Origin of the sequence: Pseudomonas sp. C6002, from assembly GCF_013385805.1 — a bacterium.
In the GTDB taxonomy this organism is placed as follows: Bacteria; Pseudomonadota; Gammaproteobacteria; order Pseudomonadales; family Pseudomonadaceae; genus Aquipseudomonas.
On sequence record NZ_JACAPH010000030.1, the window covers coordinates 104,911 to 123,685 of the forward strand.

Here is an 18,775-nt window from a genome sequence, read left to right on the forward strand (position 1 = left end):
CTTTAAATCGCAGCCCAAGTAACAGGTGAATTTCGTGAGCCAGCCTACGCCAGCCGTGCGTACCTTCCAAGACTTGATCCTCGCCCTCCAGCAATACTGGGCCGAGCAAGGTTGTGTGGTACTTCAGCCCTACGATATGGAAGTAGGCGCCGGCACTTTCCACACCGCTACCTTCCTGCGGGCCATCGGCCCGGAAACCTGGAACGCCGCTTATGTGCAGCCCAGTCGTCGCCCGACTGACGGCCGCTACGGCGAAAACCCGAACCGCCTGCAGCACTACTACCAGTTCCAGGTGGTTCTGAAGCCAAACCCGGACAACTTCCAGGAGCTGTACCTGGGCTCGTTGAAACATGTCGGCCTGGACCCGCTGGTCCACGACATCCGTTTCGTCGAAGACAACTGGGAATCGCCAACCCTGGGCGCCTGGGGCCTGGGCTGGGAAGTCTGGCTCAACGGCATGGAAGTGACGCAGTTCACTTACTTCCAGCAAGCCGGCGGCATCGAGTGCTACCCGGTGACCGGCGAGATCACCTACGGTCTCGAGCGCCTGGCCATGTACCTGCAAGGCGTGGACTCGGTCTACGACCTGGTGTGGGCTGACGGCCCGTTCGGCAAGGTGACCTACGGCGACGTGTTCCACCAGAACGAAGTGGAGCAGTCGACCTACAACTTCGAACACGCGAACGTCGAGAAGCTGTTCGAACTGTTCGACTTCTATGAAAGCGAAGCCAAGCGCCTGATCGAACTGGATCAGCCGCTGCCGTTGCCAAGCTATGAAATGGTTCTGAAGGCATCCCACACCTTCAACCTGCTGGACGCCCGTCGTGCCATCTCGGTAACTGCGCGCCAGCAATACATCCTGCGTGTACGCACCCTGGCGCGTTCCGTCGCCCAAGCCTACCTGTTGGCTCGCGCCAAGCTGGGCTTCCCGATGGCCACCCCGGACCTGCGTGATGAAGTGTTGGCTAAGCTGGAGGCTGCACAATGAGTGCTCAAGATTTCCTGGTTGAACTGGGCACCGAAGAGCTGCCACCCAAGGCCCTGAATACCCTGGCCGACGCATTCCTGGCCGGTATCGAAAAAGGCCTGCAAACCGCTGGCCTGAAGTTCGCCGCAAAAAAGGTCTACGCCGCGCCGCGCCGACTGGCTGTGTTGCTCACCGCACTGGAAACCCAGCAGCCGGACCGCAGCATCAACCTCGACGGCCCGCCACGCCAGGCCGCCTTCGATGCTGAAGGCAACCCGACTCAAGCCGCCCTTGGTTTTGCCAAGAAGTGTGGCGTCGAGCTGAGCGAAATCGACCAGAGTGGCCCGAAGCTGCGTTTCAGCCAGGTCATCACCGGCAAGCCGACCGCCAGCCTGTTGCCGACCATCGTTGAAGACTCGCTGAACGACCTGCCGATTCCCAAGCGCATGCGCTGGGGTGCCCGCAAGGAAGAGTTCGTGCGCCCGACCCAATGGCTGGTGATGCTGCTCGGTGACCAGGTCATCGACTGCACCATCCTCGCCCAGAAGGCCGGCCGTGATTCACGTGGCCACCGCTTCCACCATCCTGAAGCCGTGCGCATCACCGCGCCCGCCAACTACCTCAATGACCTGCGTGCAGCCTATGTGCTGGCGGATGCCAATGAGCGCCGCGAGCTGATCAGCAAGCGTACCGAAGAGCTGGCCCGCCTGCAGGAAGGCACCGCCATCGTGCCGCCAAGCCTGCTGGACGAAGTGACCGCTTTGGTTGAATGGCCAGTGCCGCTGGTGTGCTCGTTCGAGGAGCGTTTCCTCGACGTGCCGCAGGAAGCGCTGATCACCACCATGCAGGACAACCAGAAGTATTTCTGCCTGCTGGACGTCGACGGCAAGCTGCTGCCGCGCTTCATCACCGTGGCCAACATCGAAAGCAAGGACCCCCAGCAGATCATCGCCGGTAACGAAAAAGTCGTTCGCCCGCGCCTGACTGACGCCGAGTTCTTCTTCAAGCAAGACAAGAAGCAGAAGCTCGAAGACTTCAACCTGCGCCTGCAGAACGTGGTGTTCCAGGAAAAACTCGGCAGCGTATACGACAAGGCCGTACGGGTTTCCAAGCTGGCGGCCTACATCGCGCCACGCATTGGTGGCGATGCTGCCTGGGCTGCGCGTGCCGGGCTGCTGTCCAAGTGCGACCTGGCCACCGAGATGGTCGGCGAGTTCCCGGAGATGCAAGGTGTTGCCGGTTACTACTACGCTCTGAATGATGGCGAGCCGCAAGACGTCGCCCTGGCGCTGAACGAGCAGTACATGCCGCGCGGTGCTGGCGCCGAGCTGCCGACCACCCTCACCGGTGCGGCCGTGGCCATCGCTGACAAGCTGGATACCCTAGTCGGTATCTTCGGTATCGGCATGTTGCCTACCGGCAGCAAAGACCCGTATGCGCTGCGCCGTGCGGCCCTGGGCGTGCTGCGCATCCTGATCGACAAGAAGCTCGACCTCGACCTGACCCAGGCCGTGGTGTTTGCGGTTGGCCAGTTCGGTGCCAAGGTCAAGCAAGCGGGCCTGGCCGAGCAAGTGCTGGAGTTCGTGTTCGACCGTCTGCGTGCGCGTTACGAAGACGAAGGTGTGGACGTTTCGGTGTACCTGTCGGTACGTGCCCTGCAACCAGGTTCGGCGCTGGACTTCGACCAGCGTGTGCAGGCCGTACAGGCCTTCCGCAAGCTGCCGGAAGCCGGTGCCCTGGCCGCCGTGAACAAGCGTGTGTCGAACCTGCTGAGCAAGGCCGACAACCTCGGCAATGCCGAAGTCGACCCGGGCCTGTTTGCCGATGCCAAGGAGTTCTCGCTGAACTCGGCCATCGCCAAGGCAGAAAATGCAGTGAAGCCGCTGATCGCCGAACGCAACTACGCCGAAGCCTTGGCGCGCCTGGCCACCTTGCGTGAGCCGGTGGATGCGTTCTTCGAAGCGGTGATGATCAATGCCGAAGACGCGGGCGTGCGGAAAAACCGCTACGCCATGCTGGCGCGCCTGCGCGGCCTGTTCATCAATATCGCTGACATTTCCGTACTGAGCTGACCATGTTGAAACTGCTGATTCTCGATCGGGACGGAGTGATCAATTACGACTCCGACGCTTACATCAAATCGGTGGCGGAATGGATTCCACTGCCCGGCTCGATCGAGGCCATCGCGCAGTTGAGCAAAGCGGGCTGGACAGTGGCCATCGCCACCAACCAGTCCGGCATCGCCCGCGGCTACTACGACATCGCCACCCTCGACGCCATGCACGCGCGCCTGCGCACGCTGGTGGCCGAGCAGGGCGGTGAAGTAGGGCTGGTGGTGTATTGCCCGCACGGCCCGGATGAAGGCTGCGATTGCCGCAAGCCCAAACCGGGTATGCTTAAAACTATTGCTGAACATTACAACGTGCCGTTGGCTGGGCTATGGTTTGTCGGGGACAGCCTCGGTGACCTGGAAGCCGCCAAAGCCGTCGACTCTCAGCCAGTTTTGGTAAAAACCGGGAAAGGCGAAAAGACCCAGGCTAAAACCCTGCCGGTAGGTACTTTGATTTTTGACGATCTGGCGGCGGTTGCCGCAGAACTTATCAACAACTAGCAGCCCTTCTGACTTCCTGACCAAGGACTGTTCGGGAGCGCGCTTTTAACAGGCGGGCGTTGTCCCGCAACGGTAAATGCCGCCATGTCGATTTTGCAGGCCATCAGAACCTTCTTCTTTTACCTGCTGTTGGGCACCAGCTCTTTTCTCTGGTGCACCCTGAGCTTTTTTATCGCGCCTTTCCTGCCGTTCAAGGCGCGCTATCGTTTCATCAACGTCTTTTGGTGCAACTGCGCGCTGTGGTTGACCAAGGTGTTCCTGAACATTCGTTTCGAGATCAAGGGCGCCGAAAACGTCCCGGACCAGCCTTGTGTGATTCTGTCGAACCACCAGAGCACCTGGGAAACCTTTTTCCTGTCTGCGTATTTCTCGCCCCTGAGCCAGGTGCTCAAGCGTGAGCTGCTGTACGTGCCATTCTTCGGCTGGGCCATGGCCATGCTGCGACCGATCGCCATCGACCGCGACAACCCCAAGGCCGCACTCAAGCATGTGGCCAAGAAGGGCGATGAGCTGTTGAAGGATGGGGTTTGGGTGCTGATCTTCCCTGAAGGCACACGCGTGCCCTACGGCACTGTGGGCAAGTTCTCACGTGGCGGTACGGCCCTGGCGGTGAACGCCGGGCTGCCGGTGCTGCCGATTGCTCACAATGCCGGCAAGTTCTGGCCAAAGACCGGCTGGGCCAAGCGTGAAGGCACCATCACTGTAATCATTGGCGAGCCCATGTATGCCGAGGGCGAAGGCCCACGTGCCATTGCAGGCCTCAACGACCGTGCCCAGGCATGGAATGAAGCGCAACAAAGGGCCATGGGTTCGTTGCCGCCGGAGCCGGTTGTGGTCGACACGCCGGTGATTTGAGTTTCTGTGGATAACCTGTGTACGGTTTGTTGGCGAATTGCTCTTTTTGGCTTATAGGCTGCTGATTTACTTACATATTTCCCAAGCTCATAAAACAGCGGAAAAGGTGCATAAGTTTTTCCCGCATTAAAAAACCGGTCCTTGAGACCGGTTTTTTATGCACAGGTGAAAAGCCGCGATTCAGTCTCGCCACAATGGCAGCTGAAGGATGAAGGTCGTACCTTTATCCACCTCGCTTTCGCAGCGAATTCTCCCACCGTGACGATCCACGACGGCCTTGACCATGGTCAGCCCCAACCCCAATCCTTCACTGCCCTGAGCCGAGGCGAAGCGCCGGTATTGAGCGAAGAGTTCGGGCAAATCCTGCGGGGAGATTCCTCGCCCCTGGTCGCTGATGCGGCACTCCAACGCGTCTTCATGGCGGGTCAGGCTTAACGTAACGGTGGTGCCCGATGGGCTGTATTTCACCGCATTTTCCAACAGGTTGAATAAGGCGCGGGTCAGCAGCGATTGATCCGCCCACACCATTTCTTCGCCGTCTTCATCCAGGTGATGGACCAGGCGAATGCCTTTCAACTGGGCGTGCACTGCGACTTGATCAAATGCGTCGAGCACCAACATGGCGAACAGGCTGGGCTGGAATTGGTAGCCATCGGATTCGGCTTTCGCCAGCTGCACGAATGATTCGGTCAGGTTCAGGGCACGGCGGACTTGTTGTTCGATCAGCGCAAATATCGGCGCGGCGGAGTCCTGAACATCCAACAGGGCCAGGATCGCCGAATGCGGCGCACGCAAGTCATGGGACAGAAAGCGCAGCAGGGTCTCCCGTTGCTGCTGGGCATCACGCTCAATGCTCAGGTCTGTGAGGCTCAGCAGCCAGCCCAGGGCCACGTCACCGTCTGCAGGCAGCAGCGGCGCCAGGTCGAGGCGCAGGCTGCGGTCAAGGGTGTCGCGGAACTCGACAATCTCCAGCGTCGACAGGGCAGGGCGAACACCGTCCTGCAGCGGTGGGTAACCTAATGCGGCGAGCTGATCCAAGAGGTTTTCGGCCACCAGTTCATTGCCGAACACATCGCGGGCAATTCGATTGGCCAGCAGGACGTTGCCCTTGGGGTCGGTAATCAAGGTTGCTACAGGCAAACATTCCAGCCCATCGGCCATGAAGCGACGAGTGTCCCGGGTACGGCTGACCGCTTGTTCGAGGGCGAAGATTCGTCCCTGCAATACATCACCCTGGCTGGCGGGCGCTCGACGGCGCTCCGGGAGCACTTTGGGTTCGTTGTCCAGGCGTGCCAGTTCCCAGCCGAAGTAGGCCAGGATCACGCTCAGGCGCCGCCAGTTCCAGATCAGGTAGCTGAGCAGCATGCCAATCAGACTTGCTGCCGGCGACCACCAATGGCCCAGGCGCAACAGGCCCCATGAACCCAGAAGCGCAGCCACCATGCAACCGAGGGTCAGCCACAGTGCATAACGCGGGCGAAACAGCAGAAGGCCCAACAGCACCGCGACCATCGCGGTGGCCAGTAGCGTCGCCATCCACACGGGCAGATCGACAATACTGCGCCCTTGCAGCAAGCCATTGAGAATATTTGCCTGGATCTCCACGCCCGGGGTGGTGCCGACACTGGCCGAAAGCGGCGTGACATAACGGTCGCCCATGCCCGGTGCCGTAGCGCCAATCAGGATCAAGCGGTCGCGCAGCAACTCGGATGGCACCTCCCCGCGCAAGACACTGATATACGGCACGCTGGGAAAGCCGGCATGACTGGCAATAAAAGGAATTCGAATGGCATTTTCCCGCTGCCAGCTGGAGCTTTCCGACGGACCAGGTGCGCCCGGCATTCCGGATCGCTGGCCGCTCAGTTCAAACGCCAGCCAGGCTAACTGCGGTGTCAAATTACCGGGTGGACCTTCACGCAAATACAGGCTTCGAACGATGCCATCGCTGTCCGCTTCCACGTTGATATGGCCGACGCTACGGGCGCAATCACGCAAGGGCAACACGGGCAGGATTTGCGCCACAGGCTGGCCGTAGCGCGGCGAGCCTTCACGAATCAAAGGCAACAGGACGTTGCCAGCGTTGCACATAGCCTCGGCCAGGCGCAGGTCATTGGCTGGCTCCCGGGCGGGCTCGCTGAAGATCACATCAAACAGGATGCCGGCAGGCTTGGCGGCGCTCAGCCGATCAAGCAGGTCGGCATGCACACGTCGGGACCACGGCCATTGGCCGAGTTCCTTCAGGCTTCGGTCGTCGATTGTTACCAGCAGGATGCGTGGATCCACCGATAAAGGCGCCAGCCGGCGGAGGCTGTCATACAGCAGGTTATTGAGGGCCAGGCCAGGGCTCAGGGACAGGAAGGCCGTGATGGGTAATAGCAACAGGCTGACCCACAGCCATTCGCGCACCAGGCCATTGAACAGCCGCTGAGCCTGAGTCGGTTGGCGCTTTTCAGCCCTGTGCCACAGCCTCACCGGCTCGCGTCCAGGGCACTACTGCACGCGGTTCGCGGGTGGGTAATAGAAAATGTCATAAACCCCGGTTTCTCCCTCAAGCCCGTGTTCATCATATGCCGACAAGCGAACGTGATAGAACGATGCTTTCAGCCCAGTGAAGCGCATTTGCGGCTTGTCGGAGAAGTTTTCCTGCTTGATGTTCAGAAACTCCTTATCGGTCGCGACCTGGGCCCGGTAGCGCTGGGCCCCGGCCAATGGCCGCAGGAACAGGGTCCAGACAGGCGCATCGCCCTTTTGGCCGTCCTGGCCGACCAACCGTGGCGCATCAAGCAGTTCCACGGGTTTGAGTTCGCCTTGTTTCTTGAACGCGAGGCCCTGCCGCGCACCAACCTTTACTTCACCAGAGACTGGACCGGTAATGGGCTTCTTCTTGATAGGGTGCGGGGTCGGTGGAGCGTCATCACGATTGACCGCCACTTGCCCGTTGAGTACTTCCACCAGCGATTGTTCGCCATCGTTACGCACACGGAAATGCGTGCCGCGTACCCCCAGAACGCCCACCGGGGTCATGATCTGGAAACGGTCATAGTCGCTGGCACGCTTGATCACGTAAGCCTCGACCTGACCTTCTTCAAGAATCACCTGGGGAATGGATTGCTCCTCGACCAGATGCAATCGGACCTGGGAGCTGGAGGGCAAGACAATCCGCGAGCCGTCCCCCAGCAACAGGCTGACAAATGCGCCCGATGAGGTTTTTACGCTTTCTTGTTCATCAATGAACATGCCTTCTTCCAGGGCCGTGGACACACCCTTGGCATCCAGTTTCCAGGCTTCGCCCGTGAGGTGCTGCACCACTGCCGGAAGCGGTTGCGCGCGGCACATCCGGTTGTCGTCGATATAGGGTGCACGGGGAGGGGCAGGGCGTGCCAAGGCCGGAAGACTCACTACGCCAAGCGTAACGATCAGGCCCGAACTCAACAGCGTAGAAGCGGCAGAGCGGAATCGGCAAGGGAAAAAGGTCATGGCGCTCATCAAGATTCTAGTTCTAATGGGTCATCAGAAAGCACTTTCAGGCAGCGTCTTGCAGCGGGAAGACCTTGAGTACCGTCTACGATACTCGATGAGGTAGCCAGTCGATAGCCGAAATATCTGGGAGCGTGAGATCCATTGCAGAAGATGACACGTCCCTGTGTCGGAGCACTTCCGTCGCTCCAATCCGTGTGTCATCCAGCGAGAGCGAATTTACCTACAACATAGGTGCATCGGACCGATTCGCAACATTTGTTCAGATTTGCGGGTACTTAAAATACCCAACGTTGGGTCTGCTGCTGTTCGCTGAGTTGCTGAAACGGTGAACGGGCGAAGCCCATGCCATTGCCGGGCTCACTCAAAGTCTGCCGTTCCTCGAACGGCATAGGTATCGCCGGCTTATTGGCCCCGACCGTTTCCGTGCCCAGCGTAGCAACCATCACCACCAATACCAGTCTTCCCCATACATCAACCTTCCCCAGAACGGCCATACGTCTCGAAACAGCATAAAACCAGATTGCCATTGATCCTTTTCCTGAAGGTCTCGAGCCGGTATCTTCCCAGCTTGGGTGTTGACGATTTCCAATGGCTTGCGGCCATTTGATATCAGCGTACCGAGAGATTCAGAGGGCCTGAGAATCTGGCCATAATTGTTCAGATTCGATGCCCGCATTCTTCAATAAGAAAGGACCCTGCCATGCGTGTCGCAATACTGGATGACGAACCTGCTGAACTGCGGCGGGTGGAACAGACACTGCGACAAATCCCCAGCGCTGCGGATCAGCCATGGACCCTGCACTGCTTCGAGCGTGGAGAAGACCTGCTGCGGCAACTGCGCCGCGAGACCTTCGACTTGCTGATCCTTGACTGGCAACTGCCCGACCTCAGTGGCCTGGCATTGCTGCGCTGGACCCGCGAGCACATGGAAGCGCCGCCAGCCGCCATCATGCTTACCAGCCGCGATGCCGAGAGCGATATCGTCCAGGCGCTGAACAGTGGTGCCGATGATTACGTCAGCAAGCCGTTTCGTCCCAATGAGCTTAAGGCTCGGGTGAATGCCGTTCTGCGTCGCCACGGGTTGCAGAGGTCTGCAGTCAGTGAGGTGCATACCTTCAATGACCTGACCTTTGATGATGCTGAACTCACGGTGAGCAGGGCGGGAAAACCCATCAGCCTGACGGAGCGCGAATACCGCCTGGCGCGGTGCCTGTTTGAGAACCTGGCGCGGCCGCTGTCTCGAGAGTACCTGTATGAACGGTTCTGGACCCATGAGGAGATGGTGTCGTCGCGGCCGCTGGATACGCATATTTATCGGCTGCGGAATAAGCTCGGGCTGACGGCGGATCGGGGTTGGCAGTTGCTGACGATCTATGGGTACGGATATCGGTTGGAGAGTGTGACGGCGGCTTCCGAGGACTGAGATGTTCCACGTGGAGCATTTATAAAATGCTCATATCCAGCCCATAAAAAAGGCCAACGCTAAGCGTTGGCCTTTTTTTTTGCTGCAACCTGATCAGAAGTCCAGGTTGGAAACCGCCAGGGCATTGCTCTCGATGAAGTCACGACGAGGCTCGACCGCATCACCCATCAGGGTGTTGAAGATCTGGTCCGCGCCAATGGCGTCTTCGATGGTCACGCGCAGCATGCGACGCTGGGCTGGGTCCATGGTGGTTTCCCATAGCTGATCCGGGTTCATTTCGCCCAGACCTTTGTATCGCTGAATGGTATGGCGCTTGGTGCTTTCCGCCATCAACCAGTCCAGGGCTTCCTTGAACTCTTTGACCGCTTTCTTGCGCTCGCCACGCTGAATGTAAGCACCGTCGTCCAGCAGGGTGCTCAGTTGCGCGCCGAGGGTAACAACCGTCTTGTAGTCGTTGCTGCCGAAGAAGTCGCGGTTGAAGGTGACGTAGTTCGACAGGCCGTGGGAGATCAGTTCGACCTCTGGCAGCCAGACGTTACGTTCACGGTCTTCACGCAGGCTGGCTTTGTAGACCAGGCCGGATTTTTCAACGGTACGCAGGCGGACTTCGTACTGGGCCAACCAAGCCTGCATGTGGGCATGATCACCCAACTGCTCCAGGCTGACGGATGGCAGGTAGATGAAGTGCTCGGTCAGCTCCTGGGGGTACAGGCGCGACAAACGCTTGAGGGTCTTCATCACCATGCGGAAGTCGTTTACCAGGCGCTCCAACGCTTCACCGGAGATGCCCGGGGCTTCGTCGTTCAAGTGCAGGCTCGCATCTTCCAGGGCCGACTGCGTCATGTACTCTTCCATGGCGTCGTCGTCTTTGATGTATTGCTCTTGCTTGCCTTTTTTCACTTTGTACAACGGCGGCTGGGCGATGTAGATGTAGCCACGCTCGATCAACTCCGGCAACTGACGGAAGAAGAACGTCAGCAGCAGGGTGCGGATGTGCGAACCGTCAACGTCAGCATCGGTCATGATGATGATGTTGTGATAGCGCAGCTTGTCGATGTTGTACTCATCGCGGCCGATGCCACAGCCCAGGGCGGTGATCAAGGTGCCGACTTCCTGCGAGGAAATCATCTTGTCGAAACGCGCCTTCTCGACGTTGAGGATCTTACCCTTCAACGGCAGGATGGCCTGGGTGCGACGGTTGCGACCCTGCTTGGCGGAACCGCCAGCAGAGTCACCTTCCACCAGGTACAGTTCGGAGAGGGCAGGGTCTTTCTCCTGGCAGTCAGCCAGTTTGCCCGGCAGGCCGGCGATATCCAGCGCACCTTTACGACGCGTCATCTCACGGGCTTTACGCGCCGCTTCACGAGCCCGTGCTGCGTCGATCATCTTGCCGACAACCAGCTTGGCTTCGTTCGGGTTTTCCAGCAGGAAGTCGGAGAAGTACTTGCCCATTTCCTGTTCGACCGCTGTCTTCACTTCGGAGGACACCAGCTTGTCTTTGGTCTGGGAGCTGAACTTCGGATCCGGAACCTTGACCGAGATAATGGCGGTCAGGCCTTCGCGGGCATCGTCACCGGTGGTGGCGACTTTGTGTTTCTTCGCCAAGCCTTCCGCTTCGATGTAGGTGTTCAGGTTACGCGTCAGTGCAGAACGGAAACCCACCAGGTGAGTACCGCCATCGCGCTGAGGAATGTTGTTGGTGAAGCACAACAGGTTCTCGTTGAAGCTGTCGTTCCACTGCAGGGCGATTTCTACGCCGATGCCGTCTTCACGCTGGATGTTGAAGTGGAACACCTGATTGACCGCGGTCTTGTTGGTGTTCAGGTATTCAACGAACGCACGCAGACCGCCTTCGTACTTGAACAGCTCTTCCTTGCCGCTGCGTTCGTCCTTGAGGACGATACCCACACCGGAGTTCAGGAAAGACAGTTCACGAATCCGCTTGGCCAGAATGTCCCAGCTGAAGTGGATGTTCTTGAAGGTTTCAGCCGAAGGCTTGAAGTGAATCTGCGTACCAGTGCTTTCGCTGTCACCGACGATTTTCATCGGTTCCTGTGGAACACCATGAACGTAAGTCTGTTCCCAGATCTTGCCGCTACGACGTACAGTCAGGATCAGCTCTTCAGAAAGGGCGTTTACTACCGAAACACCTACACCGTGCAAACCGCCGGATACTTTATAGGAGTTATCGTCGAACTTACCGCCGGCGTGGAGCACGGTCATGATGACCTCTGCCGCCGAAACGCCTTCTTCTTTATGCACATCTACCGGAATGCCGCGACCGTTGTCGCGTACGGTGATGGATTCGTCCGGGTGGATGATGATGCTGATGTCGTCGCAGTGACCGGCCAAAGCTTCGTCGATCGAGTTATCGACCACCTCGAACACCATGTGGTGCAGACCGCTGCCATCATCGGTATCACCGATGTACATACCGGGACGTTTGCGTACGGCATCCAAACCTTTAAGCACTTTAATGCTGGTCGAGTCGTACGTATTCGTATTTTCTTCGCTCATGCCTTCACTCCCGATGGTCGTGGGTCTGGGTGATACGGCCTTGTTCCACGTGGAACAAAGCGACTGGCGTTTCCGTCTGCCAGCCTTCCCTCAATAATTCGTGGTCTACACAGGTGATAAACACCTGGCAGCGTAAGTCTTCCAACAAGCGGCATAACGCGCGGCGGTGCTGCTCGTCCAGTTCGGACGGCAAGTCATCCACCAGATAAATACATTGCCCGCGCCGGGCCTGGCTAACCAGATGCCCCTGGGCGATACGCAAAGCGCAGACCACCAACTTCTGCTGACCGCGGGACAAGATATCCGCAGCATTATGTGCGCCCAATCTAAGGCGCAAATCAGCCCGTTGTGGTCCGGCCTGGGTGTGACCAATTTGCTGATCCCGTTGCAAGGACGTCGCGAGCACTGCACTCAGTTCCCGGTCTTTGTCCCAACCACGGTAGTAGCTCAACGTCAGCCCCTCGAGTTCAAGTAACTCGCTCAAGGTCTGCTCAAAGACTGGTTTCAAGGCTTTGATATAGGCGCGGCGGTATTCATCTATTTCAGCGCTGGCCAGGCACAGTTCCCGGTCCCAAGCAGCTTGTGAAGCGGCGTCAAGTGTACCATGCCGCAGCCATGAGTTCCGCTGCCGCAGGGCCTTCTGCAGGCGCTGCCAAGTGGCCATGAAACGCGGTTCCACGTGGAACACTCCCCAATCGAGGAATTGCCTGCGGATTTTTGGCGCGCCTTCCAGCAAGCGGAAGCTGTCCGGGTTGATCAGTTGCAGTGGCAGGATTTCTGCCAGCTGCGCAGCACTGCGAGCATTCTGCCCATCGATGCGGATTTGAAACTCCCCCTGACGATCACGAGAAATCCCCAGGCTGCTATGACCGCCTTCGGCCAATTCGACTTGGCCAAATACTGTGCACGCCAGTTGCTCGTACTGAATCACCGGCAACAAGCGGGCACTGCGAAAGGAACGAGCGAGCCCCAGCAGGTGAATGGCTTCCAGCACGCTGGTTTTGCCACTGCCGTTGGCGCCGTGGAGGATATTGATGCGGGGGGAGGGGGAGAAGGTCACCGGGTGCAAATTGCGCACCGCGGTGACCGAGACGCGACTGAGGGACATCTAGCTTCTGCTGAACATGATTACAGGCGCATCGGCATGACAACGTAAGCCGAGTCATCGTTGTCGGATTCTTGTACCAGGGCACTGCTGTTGGAGTCAGACAGAATCAGGCGAACCTGTTCAGTGGTCATCACGCCCAGCACGTCCAGCAGGTAGCTGACGTTGAAGCCGATTTCCAGGTTGCCGCCGTTGTAGTCGACGCCCACTTCTTCTTCCGCTTCTTCCTGCTCAGGGTTATTCGCCTGGATTTTCAGTTGGCCGTTGGCCAATTGCAGGCGGATACCACGGTATTTCTCGTTGGAAAGAATAGCGGTACGGCTGAACGCTTCACGCAGGGCCTGACGATCACCGATCACCAGCTTGTCGCCGCCTTTAGGCAGAACGCGCTCGTAATCCGGGAACTTGCCGTCAACCAGCTTGGAAGTGAAGGTGAACTCGCCAGTGGTCGCGCGGATGTGGTGCTGGCCCAGCACGATACTGACATTGCCATCCGGCTCAGTCAGCAGGCGCGCGAGCTCCAGAATACCTTTACGCGGCACGATCACCTGGTGGCGATCCGGCTGACCGATATCGGCCTTCATCGAGCACATGGCCAGACGGTGACCGTCGGTGGCTACGGCGCGGATGATGCCTTCGGAGACTTCCAGCAGCATGCCGTTAAGGTAATAACGCACGTCCTGCTGGGCCATGGCGAAGCTGGTGCGCTCGATCAAGCGGCGCAGTCGGCTTTGTTCCAGGCTGCAGGTCAGCGAGCCTGGGCCTTCTTCCACGGTCGGGAAGTCGTTGGCCGGCAAGGTCGACAGGGTGAAACGGCTGCGACCGGCCTTGACCACCAGCTTTTGCTCATCAACCTTGATGTCGATCAGCGCGTCGTTGGGCAGGCTCTTGCAGATGTCCATCAGCTTGCGCGCCGGCACGGTGATCTCGCCGGGTTCGGCGGGCTCTTCGAGCTGGACGCGACCGACCAGCTCGACTTCCAGGTCGGTACCGGTCAAGGACAATTGCTGGCCTTCGACAACCAGCAATACGTTGGAAAGCACCGGCAAGGTCTGTCGGCGCTCGACGACGCCTGCGACCAGTTGCAGGGGTTTCAACAGGGCTTCGCGTTGAATGGTGAAATGCATGGTCTAGTCCCTTGCCTTAATAAGCTGCGCTGGTGTTCATCAAGTAGTCAGTGTACGCAGCAGGTTCTTGTAGTCCTCGCGAATATCCGCGTCGGATTCCTTAAGTTCGTTGATCTTGCGGCACGCGTGCAAGACCGTGGTGTGGTCGCGACCGCCAAACACATCACCAATTTCCGGCAGGCTGTGGTTGGTCAGCTCTTTGGAGAGCGCCATCGCTACCTGGCGGGGACGTGCTACCGAGCGCGAACGGCGCTTGGACAGCAGGTCGGAAATCTTGATCTTGTAATACTCGGCCACGGTGCGCTGGATGTTATCCACACTCACCAGCTTGTCTTGCAACGCCAGCAGGTCTTTCAGGGATTCGCGAATCAGCTCGATGGTGATGTCACGCCCCATGAAGTGCGAGTGAGCGATGACCCGCTTGAGTGCGCCTTCCAGTTCACGCACGTTGGAGCGAATGCGCTGGGCGATAAAGAACGCGGCGTCGTGCGGCAGGTCGACTTTGGCCTGGTCGGCCTTTTTCATCAGGATCGCGACGCGGGTTTCAAGCTCCGGCGGTTCTACCGCTACGGTCAGGCCCCAGCCGAAGCGCGACTTCAGGCGCTCTTCCAGGCCTTCGATTTCCTTCGGATAACGGTCACTGGTCAGGATGACCTGCTGGCCACCTTCGAGCAACGCGTTGAACGTGTGGAAAAACTCTTCCTGGGAACGTTCCTTGCGGGCGAAGAATTGAATGTCATCGATCAGCAAGGCATCAACGGAACGGTAGAACCGCTTGAACTCGTTGATGGCGTTTAGCTGCAACGCCTTGACCATATCGGCCACGAAGCGCTCCGAGTGCAGGTACACGACCTTGGCATTCGGGTTCTTCTTTAATAGGTGGTTACCCACGGCGTGCATCAAGTGAGTTTTACCCAAGCCAACGCCACCATAAAGGAAGAGCGGGTTGTAACCATGCTTGGGGTTGTCGGCGACCTGCCAGGCTGCCGCGCGGGCCAGCTGGTTGGATTTACCTTCGACAAAGTTCTCAAAGGTGAACGTGCGGTTCAGATAGCTGGTGTGCTTGAGCGCACCCTCTACCTGGACGGTGCGCTGTTCGGCACGAACCGGGGCCTGTTGTGAACTGGCGCCGGCCATTGGGTCAAAGCTGTCGCGGGACGGCTCTTCATTTATAGGCGCGTTTTTCTGCGACGAGGATTTCGAAGGCGTCTGGGCGACCGGGGCTGGCGAGTTATTAACAGGTGCCGCAGCGGCCTGAGCCTGGGAGGCACTGGCTGCCAACGGTGCATTCGGCGCAGCACGAGGTGCCGAGCTACGTTTGCTGCCTATTAATAAGGAGAGCACCGGAGCAAGCCCGTTGCCATGTTCATCGAGCAATTCGAGAACGCGGCTCAGGTATTTCTCGTTGACCCAGTCGAGAACAAAACGATTGGGTGCGTAGACACGCAACTCGTCGCCTTCGGCTTCGACCTGTAGCGGACGGATCCAGGTGTTGAATTGCTGGGCAGGCAGCTCATCGCGCAAAAGCTCCACGCACTGCTGCCAAAGTTCCACTGACACGGATATCCCCTAAGTTGAAAGCCGGTGAGGCAAAAACAGCCGCCATTGTAGCGGCCAGCCGCCCACTTATCCACATGTAGGTTGCTCACAGGGCGCCAAGAATCAATGCCTTAACCGTAAAAAAGGCGACAAATGGTCTGTGCATAAGCTCTGTGGATAAGCGCCCCTAAGCTCGTTGTACAAGTGGGGTCGAAAGTCTGTGGGTAACTGGCCTGTGGATAACTAGCCATTCCACACACAGCTTATCCGATAGCGCAGCACAGGCAGAGCACCGTTTCTCCCCCGTGTTGTCATTCTCTGTACAGCCCGTAGAATATAGCCTCAAGGCAGTTATCCACAGAAGATGGGGTGCCTAGCTTTTATAAGCTTTACAGAAAAGCTTTAAATAACTTCCTTCTTTATTTTTATATCTATGGCATTGCTCGTGAAAGGCGAATCGCCCGGATTCGGTCCGCAGGCCTCCAGATATCTAATTAAAGGAAAAGCTGGTTGGAAATTGACCTAGAGGCTTGCTTTCTCTAGAATCGCCGGTCTCTTAAAACGGGGGCCATTCCGGCCCGTTGTGGACGAACCAGGTAACACGCCATGAAACGTACTTTCCAACCAAGCACCATCAAACGCGCCCGTACTCACGGCTTCCGTGCTCGCATGGCCACCAAGAACGGCCGTGCTGTCCTGTCGCGTCGCCGCGCCAAAGGTCGTGCGCGTCTGGCAGTTTGATAATCCGGTACTGGTGGTGAGTCAGGACTTCAGTCGGGAAAAGCGTCTGCTAACCCCCCGGCATTTCAAGGCAGTCTTTGACTCCCCCACCGGCAAGGTTCCGGGGAAAAATCTCCTGCTCCTTGCGCGTAACAACGATCTGGATCACCCCCGTCTCGGGTTGGTGATCGGCAAGAAGAGCGTAAAGCTCTCCGTTGAGCGCAATCGCCTCAAGCGTCTGATGCGCGAATCGTTTCGCCTCCACCAGGAAACTCTGGTTGGTTGGGATATTGTTATCGTCGCGCGCAAAGGCTTGGGGGACGTAGAAAACCCCGAATTGATTCAGCATTTCGGCAAGCTCTGGAAACGTTTGGCTCGTACCAACAAGCCAGCACCAGCTGTCAGCACCGAAACTGTAGGGGTAGACAGTACTGATGCGTAAACTGGCCCTCGTTCCGATCCAGTTTTACCGCTATGCCATTAGTCCCCTGATGGCAAACCACTGTCGTTTCTACCCCAGTTGTTCCTGCTACGCGTTGGAAGCCATAGAAAATCATGGCCTTCTGCGCGGTGGCTGGCTGACCTTTCGTCGTTTAGGTCGCTGTCATCCGTGGAATCCCGGTGGTTATGACCCGGTTCCGCCTATCCCTACCTCCCGTTCTTCTTCGATGGCCGAGTAATCATGGATATTAAACGCACGATCCTGATCGTCGCCCTGGCAATCGTGTCCTACTCTATGGTTCTTAAGTGGAACCAGGATTATGGCCAAGCTGCCCTGCCGACTCAGAATGTTGCTACCAATCAGTCGGCGCCGGCTATTCCGGATACGCCACTGGGTAACAATGCTGCCGCCAGTGCCGATGTACCCAGCGCGAATGCCGATACCAGTACCCCGGTAGAAACCCCGGTCGTCACCAATAAAGACCTCATCCATGTAAAAACGGATGTACTGGACCTGGCAATCGACCCACAGGGTGGTGATATCGCCCAGCTCAAGCTGCCGCTGTATCCACGTCGCCAAGACCATCCGGATGTTCCGTTCCAACTGTTCGATAACGGTGGCGAACGTGTATATCTGGCGCAAAGTGGCCTGACCGGTACTGACGGTCCGGATGCTCGTGCTACCGGTCGTCCGGTTTATTCGACCGAACAGAAGACTTATCAACTGGCCGATGGCCAGAACCAGTTGAACGTCGACCTGAAATTCAGTCACGACGGCGTCAACTACATCAAGCGTTTCAGCTTCACCCGCGGTTTGTACGATCTGAAAGTCACTTACCTGATCGACAACGAAAGCGCGAAGCCGTGGACGGGCAACCTGTTTGCCCAGCTCAAGCGTGACAACAGCGCCGATCCTTCTTCCAGCACTGCCACCGGCACCGCGACTTACCTGGGCGCAGCCCTGTGGACAAGTAGCGAGCCGTACAAAAAAGTGTCGATGAAAGATATCGACAAGGGCGCGCTGAAAGAAACCGTTCAAGGTGGCTGGGTTGCCTGGTTGCAACACTACTTCGTGACCGCATGGATCCCGAACAAAGGTGATGCCAACCTGGTTCAAACCCGCAAAGACAGCCAAGGCAACTACATCATTGGCTTTACTGGCCCGACGTTGACCGTCGCTCCGGGTGCCAAGGCTGAAGCCAGCGCCACGTTGTACGCCGGTCCGAAGAGCCAGGCAGTCCTCAAAGAGTTATCCCCAGGTCTGGAACTGACTGTGGATTACGGCATTCTGTGGTTCATTGCCCAGCCGATTTTCTGGCTGCTGCAACATATCCACAGCATTGTGGGTAACTGGGGCTTCTCGATCATCCTGCTGACCATGCTGATCAAGGGGATCTTCTTCCCACTGTCGGCTGCCAGCTACAAGTCGATGGCGCGTATGCGTGCCGTGGCCCCGAAACTGGCCGCGCTGAAAGAACAACATGGCGATGACCGGCAGAAAATGTCCCAGGCCATGATGGAGCTGTACAAGAAAGAGAAGATCAACCCGTTGGGTGGATGCTTGCCGATTCTGGTGCAGATGCCGGTGTTCCTGTCGTTGTACTGGGTGCTCCTGGAAAGCGTGGAAATGCGCCAGGCGCCGTTCATGCTGTGGATAACTGACCTGTCGATCAAAGACCCGTTCTTTATCCTGCCGATCATCATGGGCGCGACCATGTTCATCCAACAGCGTCTGAACCCGACTCCGCCGGACCCGATGCAGGCCAAGGTAATGAAAATGATGCCAATCATCTTCACCTTCTTCTTCCTGTGGTTCCCGGCTGGTCTGGTGCTGTACTGGGTGGTCAACAACTGCCTGTCGATCTCCCAACAGTGGTACATCACACGTAAAATCGAAGCGGCTACCAAAAAAGCCGAGGCGTAATTTACTCTGTGGATAACACCACTCAAGACGCCCCCTAGTGGGGCGTTTTGCTTTCTGTCATTTTTA

Annotated in this window: 16 protein-coding genes; 9 read left to right on the top strand and 7 right to left on the bottom strand. The window is 57.9% G+C overall.

Features of this window, described 5'->3' with window-relative positions; translation table 11 throughout:
- The first annotated feature begins 34 nt into the window (after window positions 1-34).
- From glyQ to HX817_RS20230, 4 genes are all read left to right on the top strand, one after another.
- Complete coding sequence (gene glyQ / locus HX817_RS20215; protein WP_003213601.1) at window positions 35-988, top strand: glycine--tRNA ligase subunit alpha; 954 nt, start codon at window positions 35-37, stop codon at window positions 986-988.
- Window positions 985-3,039, top strand: a complete 2,055-nt coding sequence (glyS, locus tag HX817_RS20220; protein WP_003213599.1) for a glycine--tRNA ligase subunit beta — start codon at window positions 985-987, stop codon at window positions 3,037-3,039. The genes glyQ and glyS overlap by 4 nt, the downstream gene beginning before the upstream one ends.
- A 2-nt stretch (window positions 3,040-3,041) precedes the next feature.
- Entirely contained in the window at window positions 3,042-3,578 is a 537-nt protein-coding gene (gmhB, locus tag HX817_RS20225) for a D-glycero-beta-D-manno-heptose 1,7-bisphosphate 7-phosphatase (RefSeq protein ID WP_166742131.1), read from the top strand.
- 84 nt (window positions 3,579-3,662) lie between these two features.
- Window positions 3,663-4,433 (top strand): 1-acyl-sn-glycerol-3-phosphate acyltransferase, encoded by a 771-nt coding sequence (locus tag HX817_RS20230; RefSeq protein WP_177040961.1) that lies wholly within the window; start codon window positions 3,663-3,665, stop codon window positions 4,431-4,433.
- A 180-nt stretch (window positions 4,434-4,613) separates the two neighbouring features.
- Here HX817_RS20230 and HX817_RS20235 read toward each other — a convergent pair whose 3' ends face one another.
- The 3 genes from HX817_RS20235 to HX817_RS20245 form a co-directional block, all read right to left on the bottom strand.
- Window positions 4,614-6,905, bottom strand: coding sequence for a CHASE2 domain-containing protein (locus HX817_RS20235; protein ID WP_177040963.1), 2,292 nt, complete (start codon window positions 6,903-6,905; stop codon window positions 4,614-4,616).
- A gap of 18 nt (window positions 6,906-6,923) precedes the next feature.
- Complete coding sequence (locus HX817_RS20240; protein WP_256348805.1) at window positions 6,924-7,919, bottom strand: FecR domain-containing protein; 996 nt, start codon at window positions 7,917-7,919, stop codon at window positions 6,924-6,926.
- A gap of 269 nt (window positions 7,920-8,188) precedes the next feature.
- Window positions 8,189-8,440, bottom strand: a complete 252-nt coding sequence (locus HX817_RS20245) for a hypothetical protein (protein WP_003213590.1) — start codon at window positions 8,438-8,440, stop codon at window positions 8,189-8,191.
- Window positions 8,441-8,613: 173 nt separating this feature from the next.
- Between HX817_RS20245 and HX817_RS20250 the strand changes: the two genes are divergently transcribed.
- The gene (locus HX817_RS20250; RefSeq protein WP_177040965.1) at window positions 8,614-9,336 is read left to right on the top strand and encodes a response regulator transcription factor; all 723 of its coding nucleotides are present in this window, start codon (window positions 8,614-8,616) and stop codon (window positions 9,334-9,336) included.
- A 93-nt stretch (window positions 9,337-9,429) separates the two neighbouring features.
- Here the strand turns inward: HX817_RS20250 and gyrB are convergent, their stop codons facing one another.
- From gyrB to dnaA, 4 genes are read right to left on the bottom strand one after another with little or no spacing between them, the layout of a single operon-like run.
- Entirely contained in the window at window positions 9,430-11,853 is a 2,424-nt protein-coding gene (gene gyrB, locus HX817_RS20255; RefSeq protein WP_003213587.1) for a DNA topoisomerase (ATP-hydrolyzing) subunit B, read from the bottom strand.
- A 4-nt stretch (window positions 11,854-11,857) separates the two neighbouring features.
- Window positions 11,858-12,961, bottom strand: a complete 1,104-nt coding sequence (gene recF, locus HX817_RS20260; RefSeq protein WP_003213585.1) for a DNA replication/repair protein RecF — start codon at window positions 12,959-12,961, stop codon at window positions 11,858-11,860.
- Window positions 12,962-12,981: 20 nt separating this feature from the next.
- Window positions 12,982-14,085, bottom strand: coding sequence for a DNA polymerase III subunit beta (gene dnaN, locus HX817_RS20265; RefSeq protein WP_003213582.1), 1,104 nt, complete (start codon window positions 14,083-14,085; stop codon window positions 12,982-12,984).
- A gap of 39 nt (window positions 14,086-14,124) precedes the next feature.
- Entirely contained in the window at window positions 14,125-15,645 is a 1,521-nt protein-coding gene (dnaA, locus tag HX817_RS20270) for a chromosomal replication initiator protein DnaA (RefSeq protein ID WP_032868695.1), read from the bottom strand.
- 585 nt (window positions 15,646-16,230) lie between these two features.
- Here dnaA and rpmH point away from each other — a divergent pair.
- From rpmH to yidC, 4 genes are read left to right on the top strand one after another with little or no spacing between them, the layout of a single operon-like run.
- Window positions 16,231-16,365, top strand: a complete 135-nt coding sequence (rpmH, locus tag HX817_RS20275) for a 50S ribosomal protein L34 (RefSeq protein ID WP_003213577.1) — start codon at window positions 16,231-16,233, stop codon at window positions 16,363-16,365.
- Window positions 16,366-16,381: 16 nt separating this feature from the next.
- Window positions 16,382-16,786: a ribonuclease P protein component gene (rnpA, locus tag HX817_RS20280; RefSeq protein ID WP_010168490.1), complete on the top strand. Its 405-nt coding sequence runs from the start codon at window positions 16,382-16,384 to the stop codon at window positions 16,784-16,786.
- Window positions 16,779-17,024, top strand: a complete 246-nt coding sequence (gene yidD, locus HX817_RS20285; RefSeq protein WP_003213574.1) for a membrane protein insertion efficiency factor YidD — start codon at window positions 16,779-16,781, stop codon at window positions 17,022-17,024. Before rnpA ends, yidD begins: the two co-directional genes overlap by 8 nt.
- A 2-nt stretch (window positions 17,025-17,026) precedes the next feature.
- Window positions 17,027-18,709 carry a membrane protein insertase YidC gene (gene yidC, locus HX817_RS20290; RefSeq protein WP_003213572.1) on the top strand — a complete coding sequence of 561 codons (1,683 nt, stop codon included), beginning with the start codon at window positions 17,027-17,029 and terminating at the stop codon, window positions 18,707-18,709.
- The last annotated feature ends 66 nt before the right edge of the window (window positions 18,710-18,775 follow it).